Raw genomic sequence first — 22,263 nt, forward strand, 5'->3', positions numbered from 1 at the left:
ATCGTCCTCGAAGCGGAATTATGGTAGAATGGCAAGGTAGCATTCAAGGTTAGCGAACGGCATAAGGAGTGAACGACTGTAGTGGGAAAATACCGACTGCTTGCGCTCGATCTGGACGGGACGCTGCTGAACGACCGGCAAGAGATCAGTCCCGCCAATCTGGAGTGGGTACGCCGAGCCTCGGAAGCGGGCGTGACGGTGTGCGTATCGACCGGGCGGGGGTTCCCGAGCGCGCTGCCGATCGCGGAACAGATGGCGCTCTCGACGCCGATGATCACCGTCAACGGAGGAGAGATCTGGCGCAAGCCGCACGAGCTGCACCGGCGGACGCTGCTGGAAGCGGAGAAGGTCATGAAGCTGCACATGCTGGCGGAGCGGTATCCGGAGATGTGGTTCTGGGCGTATTCGACTCAAGATATCTACAACAAGGAGAAGTGGGTCGGCGACACGTACGCGCACGATTGGCTGAAGTTCGGCTATTACACGGAAGACAGGGAAGCGCTGGCCGAGGTTCTGTCGGAGATCAGCGTGTGGGAAGGCCTCGAGCTTAGTAACTCGTCGCCGTTCAATATCGAGATCAACCCGATTGGCGTCTCTAAGGCGACGGCCATCGCGGAAGTGTGCAAGATGATCGGCTGCGACCTGTCCGAGGCGGTCGCCGTCGGTGACAGCCTGAACGACTTGGCGGCGATCAAGGCCGTGGGCTTGGGCGTCGCGATGGGCAATGCCCAGGAGGCAGTCAAAGCGCAGGCCGACGCGATCACCGCCAGCAACCAGGAAGACGGCGTTGCGCTCGTCATTCAAAATTACGTGCTGAAGGCGTGATCCGATGGATATTCTCGGCTGGGTCCTCGTAGTGGCGTTGTTTGCCGTAGGAATGGCAGGATCGATCTATCCGATTCTGCCGGGGGCGCTCGCGATCTACGCGGCGTTTTTTGTATATGGGCTGTTTTTCTCGTTCGCGCCGTTCGGGTTCTGGTTCTGGACGATCCAGACGCTGATCATCGTCGTCCTGTTCGTGGCGGATTACGTCGTGAGCGCGTGGGGCGTCAAGCGATTCGGCGGGTCCAAGGCATCCGTGTGGGGCAGTACGATCGGCGTTATGGTCGGACCGTTCATCATTCCCGCCTTCGGCCTGATCGTCGGTCCGTTCGCGGGCGCGTTCCTCGGCGAGCTGCTCGCGGGCTCGTCGTTCACCCAGGCGCTCAAGGTGGGGTGGGGGTCGCTCGTCGGCCTATTCACCAGCACCGTCGCGAAGATCATCTTCCAGTTGGCGATGATCGCGATCTTTATCATTTGGTTGTTATAAGAGCCCGGCATGCCCGCGCGCGTGCCGGAACGATAGGATGAATGGACAGTATGGTCAAGAAGGATTCATTGATAAAAGGGACGCTGATCCTGACCGCCGCCGCCCTCGTGGCGCGCGTGCTCGGCGTATTCCAGCGGGTGCCGCTGGAATACGCGATGAACGATATCGGAAAAAATGCGTTCGGTCTGGCTAACAATGTGTACTTGCTGCTGCTCGTTTTCGCTACGGCAGGTATCCCAAGCGCGATTAGCAAGATGGTGTCGGAACGGCTGGAGCTTGGACGGGAAGCGGAAGTGAAGCGCATCTACCGAGCGGCCATCGGATTCGGAATCTTTGCCGGTGTGGTCATGACCTCGGCGCTTCTTCTCTTGGCGCCCTTGTATGCGCGCTTGTCCGATGTGCCTGACGCGACGCTCGCCATCCGGGCGATTGCGCCTTCGCTGCTGCTCTTCCCCGTCATCGCGATGATGCGCGGGTATTTCCAAGGCCGCCAATTCATGACGGCGGGCGGCGTCTCCCAGATCGTCGAGCAGATCGCCCGCGTCGCGACGGCCGTCGCGCTCGTGTTCGCGCTGCAGAGCTGGGGTTACGACAACAAGACGATGGCCGCCGGCGGCGCGTTCGGCAGCGTTCTGGGCAGCCTCGCCGCGTTCGCGGTCATGCTTTGGTATGCCTATAAGTTAAGGGAAAGCGATCGTCATCGCCCGGCTCCCACTATGGCGCCCGAGAGCACGACGTCCCGAAGCGGCGCGCAGGGAAGCCCGCCGGTATTGTCGCGTACCCGGGAGATCTATGCGGCCATTTTCCGGACATCGATTCCGATTCTGCTGACGGCGATGACGGTTCAGCTCATCTACTTCATTGATCAGACGACGCTGAAGCCTTTATCGGCCTGGCGGTTCGCGCACGACACGGCTGAAGGCTGGTTGGCCGTTCTCGTCACCAACGCCCAATCGATCGCGGGTATCCCACCCGTGCTCGCTATCGCGCTTAGCACCTCGCTGCTGCCGGTCATCGCCGCCGCCTTCGCGTCGGGCGACACGGAGCGCCTCCGCCGCCAGACGACGCTGGCGCTGCGGATCGCGATCTTCTCCGGCATGCCGGTCGTCCTCGTCATGGCGGTCGGAGCCTACCCGGTGAACGGCCTGCTCTTCAGCGCGCCCAAGGGCAGCGCGATCGTGGGCATGCTGGCGGCCGGAACGATCTTCCAGATCACGATGATGACGTCGAACTCGATCCTGTACGGACTGAGCCGGCAGCGGCTGGCCATGACGCACACGCTGACGGGCATCGCGATCAAGCTCGTCCTGACTTTTGCGTTGACGCCTTTCTTCGGCGTGTACGGCTTGGTGGCCGCTACGTCGGTCTGCTTCATCTTCGTTACGGTCTGGAACATGATGACGATCCGTTCTCTGACCGGCGTTCAGGCGCTGGGCAACCGGTGGACGGGCTTCGCGTCCGCGGTCGCGCTGCTCGTCACGGTCGGCTCGGCGATCTCTTACTTCGGCATCCAGCTGTTCGAGCCGCTCGGCGGGAAATGGCCGTATCTGTTCACGACCGGCATCCTGGGTCTCTTCCTGTTCGCCTGCTACCCGCTGCTGCTCGTCGTCTTCGGCGTTCTGCGCGCCGAAGACCTGGAGAGCTACCCGGCGCGCATCCGGCGGGTGCTGCGTCCGTTCCTCCGCTTCAGTCGCGCCAGGGCGCGAAGCGCGGGTTAATCGAAGTTCGCTCGTCCCCCATCGGGGAGCAGGGCGAGCTTCGCCATGACGGCGGCTTGCATCTTGCGCTGCCCGAAGTCGTGCTCCCGCGTCATATCGATGACGAGGGGCGGGCGCAGCCCGTACAGATCACGCAGGCTGGAGAGATCGGCGAACCAATCGCCTGGCGATACCGGGCGCTGCGGCCGGTCTCCCCAAGCATCGGCGAGCGTGGGACTTCGCCATTGCCCAAGCGCCCCCCAACCGGCGGCGCGGTCAGATTCTACTGGCCGCCCGCCGGTTGTTTGCGTCTCGGAGGCGAATCGCCCGGGCCAGTAATCCGAGCGGGAGCCGGTATGCGGGACGGCCTTGGCGAAGGCCAGCGCGCCTTCATGCACTTTGGGGTAGGCGTACAGCATGGCATACAGGCTCTTGCCGAACGCGATCCGCTCCCGGAGCTCGTCGAACTTCTCCAGCACTCGGCCGGCCAGCCGCAGGTTCGCACGCTCGTGCGGATCAGACTCCTCGGACGGCGGCGTCGCCAACGGGAACACCACCTGATTGAGCTGCAGCCATCGTTGGCTAAGGAAGACGAGAGATGCCAGTACAGTGGACCTATACGCAGGATCTTGAACGATCCGGCGTTCGATCACGTGCTGCTCGTTGACGATGAGCGCGACCGTGAGCAGGGGGGAGTCCCGCTCGATCCAGAACCGCTCCCAGAACGGCGTCATGAACGCCGATACCCCGAAGGCGGGAAGCAGTTCGAACCGGCTCTTGCCGCTTCGCCGGCTCTCCGCGTACAGCATGAGCTGCGGATACGCGTCTCGGAAGATGAGCGCGTTGCACGATTCGAGCATTTCGAAGATCGTTGCGGCGGCATCGGGCTCGAGCAGCTTCGGCAGCCATTGCCCCTTTAGATCCGTCATGCTCCATCCTCCGTTCCGGGAGACCAGATGCGCGAGCAGCGCCCAGTGCAGCTCCGGATAGGTTTCATATATCGCCCAATAGGCCGCCGTTCGCGTCACGTTGTTGCGGTTCAGCCGATCGGTCTCTTCGCGGATGCGGCGGACGAGCTCGGCGTTCGTCCCGTCCCAATCCGACGAGGCGCCTCTCATGCCGCGCTGCAGCAGCGCGCGCAGTTCCGTCTCCGCCCAATCCGCCGTTTCCCGGCGAATCCGCAGCTCCCCACGGGGGGAAGCCAGCTGCAGCGAGTCCCACAACCCGCCTGCTTTGGCGGCGATGCCGTCAGCGAAACGCCGCGACAGGTCCGCCCAGCCGGCGGCGCCCGGACGCCGTTCGCGCGGGCGAGACGTGTCGTTATTGCTCGATGGTTCGCGAGTCATGGCGGGTCCTCCTTTTTATGTGCCGAACAGTATCCTATGGGCAGGATTTCCTAATAGGGCGTCGAATTATCCTTTACTCCACGGAAAGGGCATTGCCCCGTTAGGGAGAGAGAGCAGGACAAGAAGAAAGGGGAAGCGGAATGAAGAAGAAACGCATGCGGCGCATCGGAGGCGTCATCGCTGCGCTGCTGCTGACCGTGCTGGTCGGCTGCCAGGCCGTCGGGGGACTCAACCTGAACGACATGATCGTGAATCAGCTGGACGTGAAGTCGTCGGAAGGGCGAGGCACGATCGAAGTGGCCTTCGATTGGGACGACGAGGGACTCGCCGCGGCGGGCGAGGAAGCGAAGCAGAAAATCGAGTGGTTCCGCAAGATCACCTTGCAGATCGACGAGATGAAGTCCGATGAGCAAAAAGGCATCTATTTGAACGGCGCGATCAGCTTCGGCAAGGGCAGCATCCCGTTCGTCCTGCAAGCCGACAAGGAGAAGATGCTGCTCCGGGTGAGCGGAGCGGAGCGTCCGCTCGTGTTGGATATGGCCGCGACAGGCGGGCAGATTCCAGGCCTCGGCGATCTAGGGTTCGGAGACGCGGGCAAAGAACAGGCGATGCAAGAGGCGGTCAAGCAGCTGGTGCGCCAAGCCGCCTCGTATCTCGTCGGGCATCTGCCGAACCCGCCGGTCGTCCAGGTCGAGGCTGCCTCGCAGCCGATCAACGGCGTCCAGACGGAGCTGACCAAGGTTCACGCGGAATTGAACGGCAAGGAGCTGGGCGAGCTGGTTCCGGCCTTCCTGGGATCGCTGTCGCAAGACGAGGAAGGCTTGCGGGGGCTGGTTCAAACGGTCGTGCAGTGGGTAAAGGACCTGCCGCCGGACGTGAAGCTGGCGCTCGGCATGACCGACGACGCGCTCCCTACGGAAGCGGACATCGACGAGGGCGTGCAGGGGCTGCTCGGCTTCCTGAAGGAGGCGCGCGATGAAGTGGACCAGGCCAAGCAGGATCCGTCCTGGACCACCGCGTTCGATGACGGAATTTCCCTGAAGACGGACCTGTACGTGGACAAGTCGCTGCACGTCCGCAAGTCCGATACTGAGCTCCAGGTCGCGCCGGCCGCATTCGCCGAGAGCGGAATTCCGCTGAAGGGCATTACGATTCGGAGCAGCCAAGAGAGCTGGAACGTGAATGGGGAAGTGGCCCTCGGTCCGGTTCAGGTCCCGGCCGACGCGATCACGGTCGAACAGCTCGCGGCGATGAAGCCGTACCAGTTGGTGAAGCAATTCAGCGTCAACTCCGTCGTCTACGGTTTGTTGAAGAACGACCTGAAGATCGACGATCAGTCGTTCACGCTCAGCGACGAATGGGGCGTTCCGTTCGCGACCGACGAGGACGGCGGCGTCTACGTCCCGCTGCGGGAGACGCTGCATCAGATGGACATCTCGCTCTCGTATGATCCGGTGAGCAAGAAGCTGCGATTCTACGACGAGCCGACGATGCAGGACGCGACGCTAAAGGTCGGTTCGGCGAACGTCACGGTTAACGGAACCGATCGGGCTTGGACGTATCCGCTCGTCTCGTTGGACGGCGTCGTCTATGCGTACGCGGACGATCTGCTGGGATTGCTGCACGCGGAGTATAAGCTGCAAGAAGGCGTATACGGCGAGCAGGAACTGCTGATTACGCGGGACCTGTAGGCGCCCCTTGTGCGCCCCGGCGCGGAGGCGTATAATGACCGAAAAGCAATTCGGGATACGCAGCCGGCATGCCGAAGCCGCGTGGCCCGCGAGGAGGGACCAACGCATGGAGAAGATTCATGACGAAGCCGCATTCCGGGAGCGCGTAGGCGGAAGCGGCTTGACGATCGCGGTATTCAAGGCGGTGTGGTGCAAGGACTGCCACTTTATCGATCCGTTCATGCCCGACGTGGAGGCGGCTTATGCCGATCGCCTCTCCTTGATCGAGATCGATCGCGACGAGCTGCCGGACCTGTGCAGCGAACTGAACATTCTGGGCATCCCGAGCTTTATCGCGTTCCGCGAAGGCCGCGAGCTTGTCCGGTTCGTCAGCAAGCTGCGCAAGACGCGCGACGAGATCGAGCAATTTCTCGACCGCGCGGTCGAAGTGTCCAAAGCCATCTCGCCGACGGCATAAGGCAGCGCTGCCTGAACGCTGGAACACGAGGTCAGGAGACCGGTGACAGGGGATTTCGGAACGAAACCGCGGATCTCGGAACATAGTCGGGAACTCGGAACGGAAACACGGGATTTCGGTACAACAGAACAACGTAACATCGGAACATCGTAACAATAGAACATCGTCAAAGGAACACCCCGATCAGGTACGCTGCCCGCGTCCTGGTTGGGGTGTTTGATTTGTATGGCGGCATACTGAATGTCAAAAATGGTCATGATTCGATATGATCAGTTCTATTTCGGGGAAAGTAGGAAAATAAAACTAGTAACAATTAAGGAGGACTAGTATAATAATGGTACACGATACCTAAATTGGAGGGACTTATATTGAGTGGATCTCGCATCATGAAATGGGTTACAGGTGCATTAGAGGTGTTTTTAGGAATTCCAGTACTCGGAGGGTTGATTATTATCGGCACCTCTTATGTTCCGCTGTTTGTAATGCTTGTCCTACATATCATCACGTTGGTTCTTTCTTCTAGCAACAAGGAACCTAAATACGGCTCCATCATGGGGATCGTAACTTCGCTTGTGGCTTGGATTCCGTTCCTCGGCATGATCATGCATATCATCACCGGGATTCTGCTGATGGTAAGCGCAGCCAAGAAGACTTCGGTTTACAACGCGCAACCGCCCCATCCATCCAATGTTTAAACGTTGAGAAGGTTGATTTTCACGAGCGTCCGAGAGGGCGCTTTTTTAATGGGCAGCAATTGCGAATCCTTTGTGACAACATTCACGAACGCGGCTGCGTTCACATTTTCAACATGGCTTTGTCTGGGGCGGTTGGGTATAATGAGGTTGGCCGTCTAGAGCCTACTTCACATAAAGAAATCGGGGATGGGGCATGACCGCTAGAAAGTATCGACTCCTCACGTTATGGACCTGCATCGGCATGTTCCTGGTGCTCGTGGTCGGCGTCGTCGTCACGAATACGGGGTCCGGCCGGGGCTGCGGCACCGACTGGCCGCTCTGCAACGGCAAGTTCGTACCTGCCTATACGCTCGAATCCATGGTTGAATATTCGCACCGGGCCGTTAGCGGCCTTGAAGGCTTGCTCGTCGCCGCCACTTTCGTCGCCACTTGGATGATGAAGCCCCGCAGCCGGGAAGCGACCTTCTACGCGGGCAGCGCGCTGCTGTTCACGATCGCCCAAGCGGCGCTCGGCGCCATGGCCGTCGTCTGGCCGACCTCCGACGCGGTGCTCGCCATTCACTTCGGCATCTCGCTGATTGCCTTCTCGAGCACTTGGCTGCTCGATGCCTGGGCGAAGCGATGGGTCCGTGAAAGTCAGGCGCCAGCGGCAGCCGCGGCCGGCAAGCGAGGTGGCGCGGACAAGCTCGTGCCTCCCGGCGTGTTCGGCTGGATCGTGGCGCTGCTCGTCTATTGCTACGGCGTCGTCTACCTGGGCGCCTACGTCCGGCATACGGACTCGGCCGGCGGATGCATCGGCTGGCCGCTGTGCAACGGCCAGTTCGTGCCGGAGCTGTCCGGCGCGACGGGCATCGTATTCGCACATCGCCTGGGCGCGATCGTCCTGCTGATCGCCATCGTCGCCATCGTCACGTTTATCGCCAAGCGTACGCACGGCCACCGCGAATTGACCGGCATCGGCATTACGTCCATCGTCCTCGTCGTATCCCAAGTGTTCAGCGGCTGGCTGCTGACCGCTACGATCGGCAACGAAGACGCCTACGTCTTCACCAGTTTGCTTCATACCATTATCATCTCCGCGCTGTTCAGTTCCCTATGTCTGCTCGCGGTACGCGCGTGGCAGCTGTCCCGCCGCTAATGTCACTGGAGGGGTTTAGATGAGTTTTGCATCGCTTCGTCCTTATCTAGATACACTTAGGCGAGAGAACGACCTGGCCGTCATCGACGTGCCGGTCGATCCTTCGCTGGAGCTGGCCGAGATACATCGCCGGGTCATCGATGAAGGTGGCCCGGCTTTGCTGTTCACGAACGTGAAGGGCAGCCCGTTCCCGGTCGCGACCAATCTGTTCGGCACGAGCCGGCGCGTGGACCTGGCGTTCGGCCCTCGCCCGGAACAGCTCATGAACCGACTCGTCGGGGCGCTCGATACGCTCATGCCGCCGACGCCCGCGGCGCTATGGCGCGAGAAGGACATGCTGTTCGACCTGCTGAAGATCGGCACCAAAAAGGCTTCGCCCGACTCGGCGCCGGTCCTCGGCGTCTCCCGCCGCGAGCGTCCGCTAGCGGGACTGCCCGTGCTCACGAGCTGGCAAGAGGACGGCGGACCGTTCATTACGCTGCCGCTCGTCTATACCGAGCACCCGGCGCATCCGAAGCAGCACAATCTCGGCATGTACCGCATGCAGGTGTTCGACGACCAGACGACCGGCATGCACTGGCAGATCCACAAAGGCGGCGGCTTCCACTACCACGAAGCGGAGCAGCGCGGCGTGGCGCTGCCCGTCACCGTCTTCCTCGGCGGGCCGCCGGCGCTCATCGCGTCGGCGATCGCCCCGGCGCCGGAAGGACTGCCGGAGCTGCTGCTGACGTCGCTGATCCTGGGCGGCAAGCTGCCGATGGTCGAGGACCCGCTCGGCGGCCACCGCATCCCGGCGGAAGCCGAGTTCGCCATCGCCGGCCGCGTGCCGCCGCATGTGCGCCGGCCCGAGGGGCCGTTCGGCGATCACTTCGGCTACTACTCGCTGCAGCACGACTTCCCGGTCTTTAACGTCGATCACGTCTGGCACCGCAAGGGCGCGATCTACCCGGCGACGATCGTCGGTAAGCCGCGCCAGGAAGACTACTACCTCGGCGAGTTCCTCCAGCGGCTGCTGTCGCCGGCGTTTCCGATGGTCATGCCGGGCGTGCGCAGCCTATGGACGTACGCCGAGACGGGCTTCCACGCGCTGGCGGCCGCCGTCGTGCGGGAGAGCTATTCCCGCGAGGCGCTCGTGACGGCGTTCAGCATCCTGGGACAAGGCCAGCTCTCGCTGACCAAGTTCCTCATGCTGACGGATCGTCCGGTCGAGCTGGAGAACTTCCGTTTGCTCCTGCAGACCGTACTGGAACGGTTCGACCCGCAGCAGGACTTATTCATCTTCGACAATACGTCGCACGATACGTTGGACTACACCGGACGCCGCTTGAATCACGGGAGCAAGGCGGTATTGATGGGCGTCGGCGATCCGATCCGCGAGCTGCCCTTCGAATATGCGGGCGGCGACCTGCCGGGGATCGCCAAGATTCGCGCGTTCTGTCCCGGCTGCTTGGTCGTCAGCGGCGCTTCCTTCACGGAGGATCCGGAGCTGGCGGAGCGGCTGGCGCAGCAGCTATCGGGCGGGGAGTTCCCTTGGCCGATGGTCGTCCTCGCGGACGACGCGCGCATCGCGGACAGCGAGCGGCAGTTCCTGTGGACGGTGTTCACGCGGTTCAACCCGGCGCACGACATGTACGCCGAGACGCGCGCGTCTCGCCATCATATCGGCTACGGCTTGCCGATCGTGATCGATGCGCGCATGAAGCCGGGCTACCCGGACGAGCTGTTCCCGCGGGAGGATATCGTGGAGCTGGTGGACCGCCGCTGGAAGGAATACGGGATCGGGCGGATCTAAACGAATGTTTATAAAACGGGATACAGCAGAAGCTCTTTCTGCCGCATTCCGTTTTTTTGTGCGTGAATGCCTTAATGTCCCAAAGAGGGGCCGTTCTGATCGATTTATCGACGATGCCCGAATAAGGGGGAGCGTGTAAAAATTTGTATTGTAAACGTTCTATATTCTATATATTATATATATCGTATATGATGTTTAACTTGAGTCTTAGGAATTTCGGTACCATGCGCCTCAAAGGGCGGGGCTTCTTCTCCAAGGCTTACCGCGTCTCGATGTTCCAGAATTTGTAACATTCGAACTTATGACAAGGGATAGAGGCGATATGATTGACCTTTCGTAAAGGCAACCCTAGCTATGTTAGCTGTCTTATGAAAGATGTACTCAAAAGTTGGCCATGGTACTTTACAAGTATCGTGGCTACCATTGTTTATTTGCTTATGGATTTTTATATGAGAAAAATGATTGGAACGGTTGCAGACGATATTATTTATCAAAAAGAATCTTTCATGATGTCTTTCGTATTATTGCTTGGTTCTACCTTTTTAGCGTCGCCATTCCATGGCATATCCACCTACACAAAAGGGCGTATGTCCGAAGAAGTTCTCCTAAAGTTGCGTTTGGCTATCGGCAAAAAAACCACAAAGCTAAGTATGCCCTACTTGGAAACCCATGATAGCGGAGAAATCATTTCTCATTTAGGATCGGAACTGGATACACTCAATGGTTTTACCTATTACGGTCTTTCCATGGTAACCACTTTATTTGTTCAACTTATTGGCGTAACAGGGTTTATGCTGGCTGTCGATCCTGAGATTACGATTGTTTTTATTTTATTATCCTTACTCGTTTTACCATTTAGTATTCTTTTGACAAAGCAAGTTCGAAGGAATGAAAAAGTCTATAGAAGCCAACTGGCAAAATCTCAACAGAGAGCAAAAGAAGGGATTAACTTTATTACGCTAGTAAAAGCTTTTCGATTAGAAAAGATGATTTCTAATCAATATGAAAAAGCATTACATCAAGCAACGGATGCAGCGATCAAAAATGAAAAGACAGTTGCTTATGTAGCAGCGGCAGGCAAGGCTATCGGCTTCATACCGCTAACTGTAATGATTGCTCTAGGAGTGTTTAGAATTTTTGAGGGTACCTTGACACAAGGCGAGTTACTTTCCCTTGTGGCCATTGGTGGCGGTTTTTTCTCATGGCTTCAAGGCACTCCGGATACGGTAGCCTATTTAAGGAAGGCTCAAGTGGCTTGTGAACGGGTATATGGCTTTTTGGATTTACCTGAAGAAGAAAATGGCACTGAAACCAAACGTCATCAAAAAGATTCTTGTATGGTGAAAATAGACGATGTTCATTTTGCTTATCCTGGAGAAAAAGAGGTTTTATACGGCATTTCAATGGAAATCAGTGAAGGGGAGTCGGTCGCTTTGGTGGGAGCCAGCGGTTCCGGTAAATCTTCGATCATTAAACTGATTTGCGGATTTATAACTCCCGATAGCGGCAGCGTTGAAGTAATGGGAAATCCAATAGAAGACTGGAATAAAGAAGCGATGCGCCGGAATATTGCATTTGTCGGGCAGGAAAGCCACCTATTCCCTGGAACTTTGAGGGAGAATCTATTAACAAACCACATGAATATAGAAGATGAAAAGCTTATGGCACTGTGTAAGCGAGCTGGATTGGAAGCTTTGTTAGGCGAAAGAGGCTTAGATGGGAGTGTAGGCGAAGCCGGGTTTCAATTTTCCGGAGGTGAAAAGCAGAGAATCACCATTCTACGGGCATTGCTCAAGGATGCAGATTTGATCTTGTTGGACGAGCCTACTTCTGCATTGGATGCGGTTTCAGAAGAATCGATTCAAGAATGCCTGCGCATGCTGACAAAAGGGAAAACGTCCCTAACGATAGCGCACAGAATGGCTACCATTAAAAATGCGGACCGAATTTATGTTCTTCATCAGGGGAGAATTGTACAGTGCGGCTCCCATGATGAGCTGTTCAAACAAGAAGGCCAATATCGAAAAATGCTTAAACTTCAAGAGTTAAAGGAGCGAGTCATATAGCACAATGGAGACCCAAAGAGAATTGAAGCGGCTGTTAACCTATATCTTACCGTGGAAAAGGAGTTATTTTACCGGTTCTATTGTTGTATCTGTGTCTAGCTATTGTGAAAATATGATCATGGCATTGCTGCTTGGACGTGTACTTGGCGCAGTTGCAACCGGAAGCTTCCAAAAGGCTAAATCAGACATTATTTTATATGCTGTCTTGTACTTGCTGATCCTGCTGATCGTTGCTATCGGCAAGGGCATATCCAACAGGGATGCCAACCTTGCGACAAAAGATATACGGCTAAAGGCGTTTGACCGTATGATTAATTCCAAATTACGCCATATCGTAAAAAGACATTCAGGAGATGCACTAGTAAGACTGGACGGAGACGTCAATGCCGCGTCAGAAGTTTTCAAGAGTACAGTGCAAAGTGCTTTATCTTTGATATTTACTTTGGCAGCCACGATAGTAACTCTTTTCGCCGTCAGTTGGATTAGCGGAGTTGTTCTGCTTTTATTTGGGTTGGTGATGCTATGGATCAATATAAAGTTCATCGCTCCGGCGAGAGAGAGGTATGCAATCGCTAGAAAGCATGTTGGCATAACGGTGATGGACATGACCGATTTGCTTTCAAATGCAGAGATGTTAAGATTTTGCGGTGAAAATGCTATTTTGCTGGATAGATATGAGAAGGATTGCATAACCCTGCAAGCGAAGAAAATGTCAGCGGTCAAGCTAACGGCCGTACAAAATACGCTAGGTCAGATTCAAGCCAGCTTTGTTGTTCTTTTTAGTATTGGTATAGGATTTCTTTTGTGGAAGACAAGCGTCATTTCTATTGAACAGATTCCCGTCTTACAAAATATGGGTAGCATGCTTGTTAACCCGCTTTCCAGTATTGGGTTTATGATTGCGAATATGCAGAATAACTTAATGGGAGGCGTTCGCGTTTTGGAGCTTGTGGACTTGCCGGGAGAGGATCTAGAGCAGGCCCAGGCTAAATCAGTTATGGATATAGAAAATGCTATATCCTGTAAACGGCTGACATTTGGATACGATGAAAAACCTGTTTTGGATCAAATATCCTTTTCTCTGCCGAGAGGGAAGATGCTTGCTGTTGTAGGTGAGAGCGGCAGCGGCAAAAGTACATTGTTAAAGCTTTTGATGGGTTTGTATGAATACAAAGGGAGCTTCACCGTGTTGGGAAAAGAGATATCCTCGATTCCTCCAGATGAGGTAAGGCGTTTGACTGCCTATGTTCCACAGGAATGTCCTTTGTTTGAAGGAACGATTTTCGAAAATATTTCACTAGGGCGCAGTGATGCTACTGAGGAAGAAGTATATCAGGCGGCTTCGGAGGCTGGCGTTGCTGAGTTTGTGAAAGATTTTCATAATGGTTATCATACGCAGGTTGGAGAATGGGGAGTGCAATTGTCGGGAGGACAGCGCCAAAAAATATCCATCGCGCGGGCTCTTTTAAAGGATGCACCGATTTTGTTGTTTGATGAGATTACATCTTCTATTGATTCCATATCTGAGCAATATATACAAGAGACAATGGAAAAATTAAGGGGAGATAAGACGATTGTCGTTGTAGCCCATAGGCTCTCGACGATCAAGAAGGCTGATCGTATTATTGTAATGGACAAAGGAAGATTGGTTGAGACGGGCTCGCATGAAGAGCTTATGGATAAGGAAGGATTTTATGTAAAACTGCAGAAACTGCAAGCCTTGGGGTTTAATGGGTAGTATTTCTAGCTTCTCCGCGCAGTACACGGTATAACTATTCAAACCATCCTAAAAACGGCAAGGGGTTGTTCCATCCGTCATCTTCATGACGATGGGACAATCCCTGTTTGCCGTTCGTTCGGCGGACGGACTGCGATACCGACGCCGGCGGCACGCAGCCCATGCCGACGTGTGATTAGAACACCTTCGTCGTCCATGACTCGCCGTTCCAGATGTCGGTCGCGACGTCGCGGTAGAATTCCGGTTCGTGGCTGATCAGCAGGATGCTGCCTTTGTACGCCTTCAGGGCGCGCATCAGCTCATCCTTGGCGTCGACGTCCAGGTGGTTCGTCGGCTCGTCGAGCACGAGCAGGTTCGTCTCGCGGTTGATCAGCTTGCAGAGGCGCACCTTGGCCTTCTCGCCGCCGCTCAGGACGGAGATGCGGCTCTCGATATGCTTCGTCGTGAGGCCGCATTTGGCGAGCGCCGCGCGCACTTCGAACTGGGACATCGCAGGGAATTCCTTCCACACGGCTTCGATGCACGTCTCGTCCGCGCCGCCCTTGATCTCCTGTTCGAAGTAGCCGACATACTGGTTGTCGCCGCGCTCCACGCTGCCGGAGAGGGCCGGGATCTCGCCCAGGAGGCTGCGCAGCAGCGTCGTCTTCCCGATGCCGTTCGCGCCGACGAGGGCGATCTTCTGGCCGCGCTCCATCAACAGGTCGATCGGGCGGCAGAGCGGCTCGTCGTAGCCGATGACGAGCCGCTTGGCCTCGAAGATGAGGCGGCTGGACGTCCGCGCCTCCTTGAAGCGAAACTCCGGCTTCGGCTTCTCCTTCGCGAGCTCGATCACGTCCATGCTGTCGAGCTTCTTCTGCCGGGACATGGCCATGTTCCGCGTCGAGACGCGGGCTTTGTTGCGCGCGACGAAGTCCTTCAGGTCGGCGATCTCCTGCTGCTGGCGCTTGTAGGCCGATTCCAGCTGGGACTTCTTGGCTTCGTGCTGTTGGAGGAACGTGTCGTAATCGCCGACGTAGCGGTTCAACTGCTGATTCTCCATATGGTAGATGAGGTTGATGACGCTGTTCAGGAACGGAATGTCGTGCGAGACGAGGATGAAGGCATTCTCGTACTCCTGCAGGTAACGCTTCAGCCATTCGATATGCTGCTCGTCCAGATAGTTGGTGGGCTCGTCCAGCAGCAGGATGTCCGGCTTCTCGAGCAGCAGCTTGGCCAGCAGCACCTTAGTGCGCTGTCCGCCGCTCAGGTCGTGCACGTCCCGGTCCAGGCCGATATCGGCGAGGCCGAGGCCGCGGGCGATCTCGTCGACCTTGGCGTCGATCAAGTAAAAGTCGTTCGTATTGAGGATGTCCTGGATCTCCCCGACTTCCTCCAGCAGACGCTCCAGCTCGTCCGGCTCTACGGAGCCCATCCGGTCGTACATGCCGTTCATCTCGGCTTCCAGGTCGTTCAGATAGCGGAACGCCGTCTTCAGCACGTCGCGGATCGTCATGCCTTTCTGGAGCGCGGAGTGCTGGTCCAGATAGCCGACGCGTACCTTCTTGGCCCATTCGATCTTGCCCGCATCCGGTTCGAGCTGGCCCATAATGATGTTCATAAACGTAGACTTGCCCTCGCCGTTCGCGCCGACGAGTCCGACATGCTCCCCCTTCAGGAGGCGGAACGAGACTTCGTTGAAGATCGCGCGGTCTCCGAAGCCGTGGCTCAAATTCGTAACCGATAATATGCTCATGGGTCTACCCCTTATTCGATGTAGTTCGTGCAGCGCACAATGTCCATTATAGTCCGGCTGTTTGCCCAAAATAAAGGGGTTCCGCGGAAATTCCGCCGATTCCGCCCGCCCGCGAGGCGCCGAATCAAGCCTGCGAAGGATGATAGGGTCGGATGGGGAGCTCCCTTCGGGCGGCGAGACGCGCGCGGGCGCTGCGGATGGGCTGGCGCAGCCGCTGCGACAGCTTGCGCAGTGCGGTTGGGATGACCGCGCTGCCGGCGATGGCGGACCATTCGGGATAGCCGAGCTTTTTCAGATAGAGATAGATCCCCGAGCTGACGAACACCTCGAAGAACACGTACTCCTTGATTTGTCCGGCATGGACGACAACGATGACGATAGCGCGGCGGTCCGCTGTCCTGCGCAAGGCGATTCCTCCTGTCGTTCACGGTACGGGCGGCGACGTTCCAGCTTATTCGACAAGGCGTGTCCGATATGCGGATCGGCTGCGATCGGGAACCTCGTCCGGTTCCATTCGTATTACATCGGATGAAGCGAATAAGGGGGAGCAGTATGAACATCTGGATTCAAATCGTCACGGTCGTCGCGACCAGCATCGTCGAACTGTGGGCGGCGATCCCGCTGGGCTTCGCCTTCGGCCTGCATCCCGTCCTCATCGGCACGGCGTGCGCGGTCGGCTCGATTCTGGCGGCGGCCATCGTCATCTTCTTCGGCAAGTCGCTGCGCGAATGGCTGCAGCGGCGCATGAACCGCGGCCAGAAACGCGGCGGACGGTTGACCCGCATCTGGGAAAAGTACGGCGTCGCGGGGCTCGGATTTCTGTCGCCGCTCATTACCGGCGCCCCGCTCGGGGCTGCGATCGGTATCGCCATGGGCGCGAAGCCGGTCAAGCTGTTCGTCTGGATGACCGTTGGCATCGTCGCCTGGAGCGCCATCCTGACGGGGGCCGTCGCGATGGGCATGCTCACCTTAAACGGTTGAGGGCGCTGCCGCTGTTGCGTTACAATGGAAGGACGGAAGTCAGGCGACCCTTAGGAAGTAATCACGCCGTCCGTTGGAGGCTATGATGCTGCGAGCGATGTTCGGCGAACCCGCGCGGGAATGGGAAGGCCCGCTGCTGGAGACGGTGCAGGGGATGGATCGCTTTATCCGCCGCATGCGCGAGCGCGGCCAATCCGCCGGGAGCGAAGCGGCCGCGGGCCGCAAGTTCCAGATTCGGGCCGAAGGGCTGCTGCGCTCGCTCGACGAGCTGGAGCAGAGCCGATATGCGGCTAAGCGTTTCGCGGAGCGGGTGACGAAGCCGGCGATCGGAGAGATGTCGCCCGGCGAGCGGCTCGACTACTACCGTCACGTTTATTACGATAAGAATGCTTATATACGCTTGTTCTCGCTTCTGGACAAACTCGGCGTCCTTCTGAACGATTATCTGGCGCTGGAGACGGAGCGGATGAAGGCGCACTTCTCCTACTTCACCGTACTGCGCAATATGCGCCTGCACGGCCTTCATCCGCCGCTGTCCGAGGAATTGAACGGGTTGAAGGACCGCCATGAGGCGGCATTCGGCCGTCTGCGCAAGCGCCGCAATCTGGAGATTCATCATATGAACGCGGAGCTGCAGGACGATCTGCTGCTGGTCATGCAAGGACAAGAGGGTCACCCGCATCTCGAGAATATCGCGGATCATATGAACGATTTGGACGAGGGCTGGGAGATGGCTTATCGGTCGTTGACGGCGGCCTTCGGGTACATGTCCGACCGGCATAGGCCACGGCCGTCTTAGCGGTCGCGCTCGGATCAGGAAAGGAGGAGACGGATTGGGTCTCGCAGGAAAAACGGCGCTCGTCACGGGCAGCGCCAAGGGCTTAGGCCGCCGCACCGCGATGGAGCTGGCGGCGCTCGGCTGCGACGTGGCGATCACGTACGTCACTAGCCGGGCCGAGGCGGATCATGCGGTGTCCGAGATCGAAGCGATGGGCCGCAGGGCGCTGGCGGTGCAGGCGGACGTCGCGAAGACCGAGGACGTGGAGCGGCTCGTCCGCACCGTGGAGGAAGGGCTGGGCGGCGTCGACATTCTCGTCAACGCGGCCGGGCCGTTCATCCGCGAACGGCGGCTGTTCGCGGATTACCAGGTCGAAGACATCCATTACCTGATGAACGGCAATCTGCTGGGGACGATGCTGCTGGATCATCGGGTGCTCCCCGGCATGCGGGAACGCGGCTGGGGCCGCATCATCCACTTCGGCTTCGGACATGCGGGAGAAGCGCGCTCCTGGCCGCATCGCGCCGCCTACGCGGCCGCCAAGGTCGGTCTCGTCTCCTTCACCAAGACGCTGGCGGTGGAGGAGGCGGCGAGCGGCGTGACCGTGAACATGATCTGTCCGGGGGACATCCGGGGAGACAACAAGGAGAAGGGAATCGCCGACGTCGAGGGCTTCACCGACGACGAGTCTCCCCGCGGGCGCCCCGGCACGGGGGAGGACGTCGCGCGCGTCATCGGGTTCCTCTGCTTGCCGGCATCGGACTTCGTGACGGGCAACACCATCGACGTGTCGGGCGGGCTCGATCCGATCCGCAGCAACGTCAAGCGAAGCGGCGCATGACAAAAGGCCCTGCCGACGGCATTCGCCGTACGAACAGGGCCCCCATAAGCCGGCCGCTAGAGCGGCCGGGTTAGGCGCGAGACACTAGGATGGGATTAGAACACTTGGACGACTTCCTCGATGCCCTCGACTTCTTCCAGCAGCGCGCGTTCAATGCCTGCCTTCAGCGTGATCGTCGAGCTCGGGCAGCTGCCGCAAGCACCCATCAAGCGCAGCTTCACGATGCCGTCTTCTACGTCGACCAGCTCGACGTCGCCGCCATCCCGCTGCAGGAACGGACGCAACTTGTCGAGCACTTCGAGCACTTCATCGTACTTCGTTGCTTCTTGTACGTGGTCACTCATGTTTATCCACTCCTTTCAAACTTTATTATAGTACAAAATGGTCGGAAATAAAACGGACGTCGGCAAGGAAAAACAGTTTTGCCGTCCTTGCAGGAGGACGACAGGTATTTATCGGCATCATACGGAAGCGGATAAGCCCGATATACGAGCATTCCGTATGATCGAGGAAAGGAAAAGAAATCATGCACATCGTAGAGTTCTGCGTCAGCAACATGCATCATGGCACCGATCGGGTCATGCAGAAGCTGAACGAATTGCCGGACGTCGAGACGATCGAATACGGCTGTCTGGGCAATTGCGGCGAATGCTATCTATCCCCTTATGTCATGGTGAACGGGGAGACCGTCGTCGCCGAGCAGGCCGACGAGCTGTACGATCTCATCCTGGCCGCGATCCGGGAGCAGGACGAGGAGCGCGCGGCCCTCGACAAGCTCTTGGACGATCTCTGAACCTTATCCGAAATGGCGGCGGCTCTTCCAGAGCACGCCGCTTTTTAGCATGCGCGGCACGCGACCCAGGATCGGCGTGGAGCCCATGATGCCGAAGCCGGATTTCTTGCCGAGCGAGCCGAGCGTGCCGCGGAGATGGATGCGTCCTAGGCGAGGTTCTTTGTCGTGCAGGCGCGCTTGAATGACTTGCGCGACTTGTTTGCCCTGCGCCTGGGCCAGCTGGGCGCTAGGCGAGAAGGGCTGGCTCGAGCAGTCGCCGATGACGAACACGTTCGGCGCGTCTGGCAGCTCGTGGAACGCGTTGACGACGAGCCGGCCTTGCTTGTCCTTGGCATAGGACAGCTGCTGCACGAGCTCTACAGGCTGGATGCCGGCCGTCCACACGGTGACGTCGGAGAGGATGTCCTCGCCGGTCGTGTGGATGACGCCCTGGCCGAGGCTCGTCGTCGTGATGTGGGAGAGCATCTCCACGTGATGCTCGCGGAACCACGAAGCGACAAAATGTTGCAATTTCCCAGGAAATCCCGACATGACGCTAGGACCCCGGTCCACGATCCGGATATTCAGATCGGGACGGCTCTCGCGCAGCTCGGCGGCCACTTCGACGCCGCTGAGTCCGCCGCCGATGATGGAGATCTGCCCATATGGGCGCACGTCGTTCAGCATCTGGTACGTCTTGCGGGTAGCCGCCAACGACTGGATGCTGCAGGAGTGTTCGGCGGCGCCCGCGATGCCGTGGTAGTTGTCGGTGCAGCCCAGCGCGATGACGAGCGAATCGTATGGCAACGGATCTCGGTTCGCGAAATGTACCGTCCGCTCTTCGGCGGAGAGGCCGGTAATCTCGCCGTAGACGATCTCCAACTGAGGATGGGATGGATAAGTCACGCGGATATCCAGATCCGACGAGGTTCCCGCGGCTAGCGCGTAATATTCGGTTTTGAGTCCTTGAAACGGCATCCGGTCGACGAGAAAAATCCGGACTTCGGAGGGGAGATTCTCTTCGAGCAGCTCGTTGACCAAGGTCAATCCGCCGTAGCCGCCTCCCAAGATAACGATATGGTTCACGCAAATGTCTCCTTCAAAATCAGGTTCCTATAGGATGCCCAAAGGGGCGCCCGGGACCGCTTATTCATACACCTTCACTTCGTTGTAGAGCGTGTCGCGTTCTACGGGAATTCTACCCGCCCCTTTGATTAACCAAACCAAATCTTCCCTAGTGATGCCCGCAGGCGTCAGGGCGCCGGCCGCATGACTAATGCGTTCGCGGACGATCGTGCCGTGCGCGTCGGAAGCGCCCATCGTCAGCGCGACTTGCGTCAATTGCGTTCCGATATTGATGAAGTAGGCTTTGACGTGCTGGAAGTTATCCAGCATGAGGCGGCCAATGGCGATCGCCTTCAAGTCCTCGAATGCCGAGTTGCGGCGGCGGATGCCCGCCTTCGGACTCGTCGGCTGCATGGAGAGCGGGATGAACACTTGGAAGCCGTTCGTCTCGTCCTGCAGCTCGCGCAGTTGGATCATATGCTGCACGCGCTCTTCCACGGATTCTACGGGGCCGTATAGCATCGTGGTCGGCGTCTTCATGCCGAGCTCGTGCGCGGTCCGGTGCACTTCGAGATATTGCGCGATGCCGGCTTTCTCGACCCGCATCTTCTCCCGGTATTGGTCGGAGAGGATCTCCGCGCCGCCCCCGGTAAGAGATTCAAGCCCGACTGCCATCAGCCGTTGGAGCACTTCGCGATAGCTGAGGCCCGAGATCCGCGAGTAGAAGTCGATCTCCGCTGCTGTATAGGCCTTGATGGTCACCTGCGGATAGCGTTCCTTCAGCGCGCGAATCGATTCGACGTAGTACTCGAAAGGCACGTGCGGATTGTGGCCGCCGACGATGTGGAATTCGCGCGCGGTCGGCGTGATGTGCTGATCCACGTAAGCGAACATTTCTTCCGGGGTCAGCGTGTAGGAACCTTCCTCGCCCTGGTCCTTGCGGAAGCTGCAGAAGGCGCAATGCGCTTCGCAGACGTTCGTGAAGTACAGGCTCATCGTTTCCGTGAAATAAACTTTTTTGCCGTTCTTGCGCAGATTGACTTCGTTGGCTAACTGCCCGATCGTGAGCAGATCCTCGGAGCGGTACAAATATACGCCATCCTCCAGAGAGAGCCGTTCGCCGTTTCGGACTTTGTCCGCGATCTCCGCCATGCGGCGATCGGAATTCGCCATGACCAGCGTCAAGATGATTGCCTCCTTTTTAAATGGAAAGAGCCCGGAAAGCGATGCGTCCGGGGCTTTCGCCCACTTTGTGAAAAAAATAACTTTCGCTTGCCGCAGAAAATATCCTATCGTAAACAACTGTTCACATTATAAACTGCAAGCCGCGGACCGGCAACCTAAAATAAACAGGTATAATTGCATGTAAAAGTGGGAATCAACTTGAATAATAAACAAATTATGGTACTGTAAGGATTGACAAGCCAACTGAAAAGGATGATCAACGATGGACAAACCGGATATCTTGCCGCTTGCCGAGCTGGAGTTGCTTGAGCAAGCCGAAAAGGTCGCCACGCTGCAGCAATACCGTGCCGCCTACACGATCAAAGACTTGAGCCAGGCATGGGGATTGTCGAACCCGATTCAATATTATATGTGGCTGAAAAAGCAGAATATCTATGAGCAACTGGTGCGGCGGGCGGACAAGTTCGAGCCGACCAAGGAGTGGAAGCGCCTGCGGGAAGCGGAAGGCCGCGAAGATCCGGAGCGGCTTCGGGTCAAGGGCGTGCCGGCCGACCAATTCCGCTACGGACTGGATACGGACTCGACGGGGCCGGAGCTGGCTCACGTGTTCCGGAGACTGGCGGAATTCCTGAACAACGAGACGGGCAACTTCCGCTGCCGGATCGAGCTGAAGGCGATTCAAGCGCCGGCCGCGGCGAACGGAGACTGGAAGGAAGAAGAACCGGGCGCCTGAGGCGTCCGGTTTTTGTGTTTGTTGGAGACGATAACTTCAAGACGCGGGAAGGGCGTATCGTCTGAAGGGCAGGTTGCGAACGGGGAAGGGAACCGGCATGCTGCGGCGGGCGTGGCGTAAACGTGGCAAAGGTGTGCAAAGAGACGTACTGAGTACGACACTTGAGCCCAACTGTGGGGAAGGCGTACAAAGAGACGTACTGAGTACGACACTTGAGCCCGACTGTGGGGAAGGCGTACAAAGAGAC

Annotated in this window: 21 protein-coding genes; 15 read left to right on the top strand and 6 right to left on the bottom strand. The window is 57.8% G+C overall.

Translation table 11 applies throughout. From position 1 onward, the window contains the following. Window positions 1-81: 81 nt before the first annotated feature. The 3 genes from H7C19_RS09470 to H7C19_RS09480 all read left to right on the top strand — a co-directional run bounded on the left by H7C19_RS09470 (window position 82) and on the right by H7C19_RS09480 (window position 3,027). Complete coding sequence (locus tag H7C19_RS09470; protein ID WP_185142404.1) at window positions 82-825, top strand: Cof-type HAD-IIB family hydrolase; 744 nt, start codon at window positions 82-84, stop codon at window positions 823-825. A gap of 4 nt (window positions 826-829) precedes the next feature. Continuing rightward, window positions 830-1,309, top strand: a complete 480-nt coding sequence (locus H7C19_RS09475) for a DUF456 domain-containing protein (protein WP_185142405.1) — start codon at window positions 830-832, stop codon at window positions 1,307-1,309. 68 nt (window positions 1,310-1,377) lie between these two features. Then, on the top strand, window positions 1,378-3,027 hold the full coding sequence (locus H7C19_RS09480; RefSeq protein WP_313731514.1) for a putative polysaccharide biosynthesis protein: 1,650 nt from the start codon (window positions 1,378-1,380) through the stop codon (window positions 3,025-3,027). On the opposite strand, the gene H7C19_RS09485 is transcribed toward H7C19_RS09480, so the two are convergent. Next, entirely contained in the window at window positions 3,024-4,352 is a 1,329-nt protein-coding gene (locus H7C19_RS09485; protein WP_185142407.1) for a DUF2515 family protein, read from the bottom strand. The genes H7C19_RS09480 and H7C19_RS09485 overlap by 4 nt on opposite strands. Before the next feature lie 140 nt (window positions 4,353-4,492). Here H7C19_RS09485 and H7C19_RS09490 point away from each other — a divergent pair, with 140 nt between their 5' ends. The 7 genes from H7C19_RS09490 (at window position 4,493) to H7C19_RS09520 (ending at window position 13,929) form a co-directional block, all read left to right on the top strand. Next, window positions 4,493-6,043 (top strand): hypothetical protein, encoded by a 1,551-nt coding sequence (locus tag H7C19_RS09490; protein WP_185142408.1) that lies wholly within the window; start codon window positions 4,493-4,495, stop codon window positions 6,041-6,043. Window positions 6,044-6,149: 106 nt separating this feature from the next. Next, window positions 6,150-6,500, top strand: coding sequence for a thioredoxin family protein (locus H7C19_RS09495; RefSeq protein WP_185142409.1), 351 nt, complete (start codon window positions 6,150-6,152; stop codon window positions 6,498-6,500). 368 nt (window positions 6,501-6,868) lie between these two features. Next, window positions 6,869-7,195 (top strand): hypothetical protein, encoded by a 327-nt coding sequence (locus H7C19_RS09500; RefSeq protein ID WP_185142410.1) that lies wholly within the window; start codon window positions 6,869-6,871, stop codon window positions 7,193-7,195. Between the two features lie 193 nt (window positions 7,196-7,388). Beyond that, window positions 7,389-8,333 carry a COX15/CtaA family protein gene (locus H7C19_RS09505; protein WP_185142411.1) on the top strand — a complete coding sequence of 315 codons (945 nt, stop codon included), beginning with the start codon at window positions 7,389-7,391 and terminating at the stop codon, window positions 8,331-8,333. 19 nt (window positions 8,334-8,352) lie between these two features. Further along, entirely contained in the window at window positions 8,353-10,125 is a 1,773-nt protein-coding gene (locus H7C19_RS09510; RefSeq protein WP_185142412.1) for a UbiD family decarboxylase, read from the top strand. Window positions 10,126-10,538: 413 nt separating this feature from the next. Then, the gene (locus H7C19_RS09515) at window positions 10,539-12,191 is read left to right on the top strand and encodes an ABC transporter ATP-binding protein (RefSeq protein ID WP_221469142.1); all 1,653 of its coding nucleotides are present in this window, start codon (window positions 10,539-10,541) and stop codon (window positions 12,189-12,191) included. A gap of 4 nt (window positions 12,192-12,195) precedes the next feature. Then, window positions 12,196-13,929 carry an ABC transporter ATP-binding protein gene (locus H7C19_RS09520; RefSeq protein WP_281384848.1) on the top strand — a complete coding sequence of 578 codons (1,734 nt, stop codon included), beginning with the start codon at window positions 12,196-12,198 and terminating at the stop codon, window positions 13,927-13,929. Between the two features lie 175 nt (window positions 13,930-14,104). Here H7C19_RS09520 and H7C19_RS09525 read toward each other — a convergent pair whose 3' ends face one another. Next, on the bottom strand, window positions 14,105-15,661 hold the full coding sequence (locus H7C19_RS09525) for an ABC-F family ATP-binding cassette domain-containing protein (RefSeq protein ID WP_185142415.1): 1,557 nt from the start codon (window positions 15,659-15,661) through the stop codon (window positions 14,105-14,107). A gap of 124 nt (window positions 15,662-15,785) precedes the next feature. After that, window positions 15,786-16,067, bottom strand: coding sequence for a hypothetical protein (locus tag H7C19_RS09530; RefSeq protein WP_185142416.1), 282 nt, complete (start codon window positions 16,065-16,067; stop codon window positions 15,786-15,788). A gap of 146 nt (window positions 16,068-16,213) precedes the next feature. Between H7C19_RS09530 and H7C19_RS09535 the strand changes: the two genes are divergently transcribed. From H7C19_RS09535 to H7C19_RS09545, 3 genes are all read left to right on the top strand, one after another. Further along, on the top strand, window positions 16,214-16,642 hold the full coding sequence (locus H7C19_RS09535; RefSeq protein WP_185142417.1) for a small multi-drug export protein: 429 nt from the start codon (window positions 16,214-16,216) through the stop codon (window positions 16,640-16,642). A gap of 85 nt (window positions 16,643-16,727) precedes the next feature. Continuing rightward, entirely contained in the window at window positions 16,728-17,441 is a 714-nt protein-coding gene (locus H7C19_RS09540) for a Cthe_2314 family HEPN domain-containing protein (RefSeq protein ID WP_185142418.1), read from the top strand. 34 nt (window positions 17,442-17,475) lie between these two features. After that, complete coding sequence (locus H7C19_RS09545; RefSeq protein WP_185142419.1) at window positions 17,476-18,261, top strand: SDR family oxidoreductase; 786 nt, start codon at window positions 17,476-17,478, stop codon at window positions 18,259-18,261. 95 nt (window positions 18,262-18,356) lie between these two features. Here the strand turns inward: H7C19_RS09545 and H7C19_RS09550 are convergent, their stop codons facing one another. After that, a complete protein-coding gene (locus H7C19_RS09550; protein WP_185142420.1) occupies window positions 18,357-18,605 on the bottom strand; it encodes a NifU family protein in 249 nt (82 codons plus the stop codon). Window positions 18,606-18,787: 182 nt separating this feature from the next. On the opposite strand from H7C19_RS09550, the gene H7C19_RS09555 reads away from it, so the two are divergent. Beyond that, the gene (locus H7C19_RS09555; RefSeq protein WP_221469143.1) at window positions 18,788-19,054 is read left to right on the top strand and encodes a YuzB family protein; all 267 of its coding nucleotides are present in this window, start codon (window positions 18,788-18,790) and stop codon (window positions 19,052-19,054) included. Between the two features lie 3 nt (window positions 19,055-19,057). Here the strand turns inward: H7C19_RS09555 and H7C19_RS09560 are convergent, their stop codons facing one another. Together H7C19_RS09560 and mqnE are read right to left on the bottom strand one after the other, a co-directional pair. Next, a complete protein-coding gene (locus H7C19_RS09560) occupies window positions 19,058-20,119 on the bottom strand; it encodes an NAD(P)/FAD-dependent oxidoreductase (protein ID WP_185142421.1) in 1,062 nt (353 codons plus the stop codon). A 60-nt stretch (window positions 20,120-20,179) separates the two neighbouring features. Then, complete coding sequence (gene mqnE, locus H7C19_RS09565; protein ID WP_221469148.1) at window positions 20,180-21,271, bottom strand: aminofutalosine synthase MqnE; 1,092 nt, start codon at window positions 21,269-21,271, stop codon at window positions 20,180-20,182. A 274-nt stretch (window positions 21,272-21,545) separates the two neighbouring features. Between mqnE and H7C19_RS09570 the strand changes: the two genes are divergently transcribed. Further along, the gene (locus H7C19_RS09570) at window positions 21,546-22,016 is read left to right on the top strand and encodes a hypothetical protein (RefSeq protein ID WP_185142422.1); all 471 of its coding nucleotides are present in this window, start codon (window positions 21,546-21,548) and stop codon (window positions 22,014-22,016) included. Window positions 22,017-22,263 lie beyond the last annotated feature (247 nt).

Origin of the sequence: Cohnella nanjingensis (assembly GCF_014212125.1) — a bacterium.
GTDB classification, from domain to species: Bacteria; Bacillota; Bacilli; order Paenibacillales; family Paenibacillaceae; genus Cohnella; species Cohnella nanjingensis.

Excerpts from the sequence above, each read along its gene's own strand:
- H7C19_RS09475 (WP_185142405.1), top strand. The coding sequence starts at position 830 with ATGGATATTCTCGGCTGGGTCCTCGTAGTGGCGTTGTTTGCCGTAGGA.
- H7C19_RS09485 (WP_185142407.1), bottom strand. The coding sequence starts at position 4,352 with ATGACTCGCGAACCATCGAGCAATAACGACACGTCTCGCCCGCGCGAA.
- H7C19_RS09490 (WP_185142408.1), top strand. The coding sequence starts at position 4,493 with ATGAAGAAGAAACGCATGCGGCGCATCGGAGGCGTCATCGCTGCGCTG.
- H7C19_RS09495 (WP_185142409.1), top strand. The coding sequence starts at position 6,150 with ATGGAGAAGATTCATGACGAAGCCGCATTCCGGGAGCGCGTAGGCGGA.
- H7C19_RS09505 (WP_185142411.1), top strand. The coding sequence starts at position 7,389 with ATGACCGCTAGAAAGTATCGACTCCTCACGTTATGGACCTGCATCGGC.
- H7C19_RS09510 (WP_185142412.1), top strand. The coding sequence starts at position 8,353 with ATGAGTTTTGCATCGCTTCGTCCTTATCTAGATACACTTAGGCGAGAG.
- H7C19_RS09520 (WP_281384848.1), top strand. The coding sequence starts at position 12,196 with ATGGAGACCCAAAGAGAATTGAAGCGGCTGTTAACCTATATCTTACCG.
- H7C19_RS09525 (WP_185142415.1), bottom strand. The coding sequence starts at position 15,661 with ATGAGCATATTATCGGTTACGAATTTGAGCCACGGCTTCGGAGACCGC.
- H7C19_RS09535 (WP_185142417.1), top strand. The coding sequence starts at position 16,214 with ATGAACATCTGGATTCAAATCGTCACGGTCGTCGCGACCAGCATCGTC.
- H7C19_RS09540 (WP_185142418.1), top strand. The coding sequence starts at position 16,728 with ATGCTGCGAGCGATGTTCGGCGAACCCGCGCGGGAATGGGAAGGCCCG.
- H7C19_RS09550 (WP_185142420.1), bottom strand. The coding sequence starts at position 18,605 with ATGAGTGACCACGTACAAGAAGCAACGAAGTACGATGAAGTGCTCGAA.
- H7C19_RS09555 (WP_221469143.1), top strand. The coding sequence starts at position 18,788 with ATGCACATCGTAGAGTTCTGCGTCAGCAACATGCATCATGGCACCGAT.
- mqnE (WP_221469148.1), bottom strand. The coding sequence starts at position 21,271 with ATGGCGAATTCCGATCGCCGCATGGCGGAGATCGCGGACAAAGTCCGA.
- H7C19_RS09570 (WP_185142422.1), top strand. The coding sequence starts at position 21,546 with ATGGACAAACCGGATATCTTGCCGCTTGCCGAGCTGGAGTTGCTTGAG.